We start from the raw sequence: 1,189 nt of genomic DNA on the forward strand, positions 1-1,189 counted from the left end.
AATTAACTTCTTATTTATTTTCTTTTACCAATTAACGAACGAGAAACTATAGGGAACAGGTGAAAATTTGTTGTGTTGTCTTTCAAGCCTTCATTTATTGTATTACCATAAGAGAATAGCTACTTGTTGGCAACGCAGAAAGGTTTGGGTTATATGAGAAAATCACTTTATCTCGGAATTGCCCTAGGCGGCGGATTAGGGTCTTGCTTTCGATTTGGAGTCTCTTCTTTATTAACTGCAAATGAAGGAGGGTTTCCATATGGAACCTTAGCAGTAAACTTAATAGGGTGTATGCTTTTAAGTTTCTTCTATCAAATTCTATCCTCTGCAAATGGAAAAGCTGAAGTCTTACATAAAGCATTGACCACAGGTTTTATAGGTTCATTTACAACATTTTCAGCCTTTACAGCCGAATTCGCTCAGCTATATAACGAAACACCTTCTCTTGCTTCTTATTATATTTTTGCAACAGTGGTGGGCGGATTAGGTATGACGATTGCCGGTCATCTATGGGGAAGGAGATGGAAAAAGTGAATCTTCTCTTTGTATTTCTCGGAGGCGCGATTGGAGCCGTACTTCGTTTTGAAGTTAGTCATCTATGGAATAGGAAAAAAAAGATACCTTTAGGAACATTTTTTGCCAATGTTACTGGGGGTATCCTTTTGGGGGTCCTAATTAAAATCTACGAAATTACAGGCTTTCCAGAATCCGCATGGCTCCTTCTAGCCACAGGTTTTTGTGGAGGCTATACAACCTATTCGACATTTAGCTATGAGGTATTCCAGTTACTGGACCAAAAGAAGTGGGGAGCAGCCGCTCTTTATCTAGGATCCTCGATCCTCATTACAATCACAGCCGTTTGGTCCGTGTTGAAAATATAGGGGCTGGGACATAATTAAAACCATCCGATCTAAAGACGAACAAATTAAGGGTAGGGAAACTTAGAAGTAATCGATGGCTCTGAATGACCGCTTCGGAAATACACTCCGCTTTTCGCCGGCGGCTGGTGAGCCTCTTCACGCTGCGCACTGTGGGGTCTCACAGATGCCTTCCTCCCGCAGAAGTCTCTCCACGTGGTTTTTCCTACGCTGGAATGGATTAAATCCTTCTTCTACATGTTTAGTTTTCTCAGCGTAGACAGAACGCGGAGACTCCTGCGGGAACAGCACGTGTCCGAAGACCCCGCAGC

2 protein-coding genes are annotated in these 1,189 nt (G+C 42.5%); both read left to right on the top strand.

Annotated elements, in window-relative coordinates; all coding sequences use genetic code 11:
* Nucleotides 1–123: 123 nt before the first annotated feature.
* Nucleotides 124–534 (top strand): CrcB family protein, encoded by a 411-nt coding sequence (locus LD39_RS21150; protein WP_052158991.1) that lies wholly within the window; start codon nt 124–126, stop codon nt 532–534.
* Nucleotides 522–881, top strand: coding sequence for a fluoride efflux transporter CrcB (crcB, locus tag LD39_RS21155; RefSeq protein ID WP_035553588.1), 360 nt, complete (start codon nt 522–524; stop codon nt 879–881). The genes LD39_RS21150 and crcB overlap by 13 nt, the downstream gene beginning before the upstream one ends.
* Nucleotides 882–1,189 lie beyond the last annotated feature (308 nt).

The organism is Halobacillus sp. BBL2006 (assembly GCF_000786645.1).
In the GTDB taxonomy this organism is placed as follows: Bacteria; Bacillota; Bacilli; order Bacillales; family Halobacillaceae; genus Halobacillus.

Bases quoted from the DNA above. Each gene is read 5' to 3' on its own strand.
- crcB (WP_035553588.1), top strand. From the start codon at position 522: ATGGAAAAAGTGAATCTTCTCTTTGTATTTCTCGGAGGCGCGATTGGA.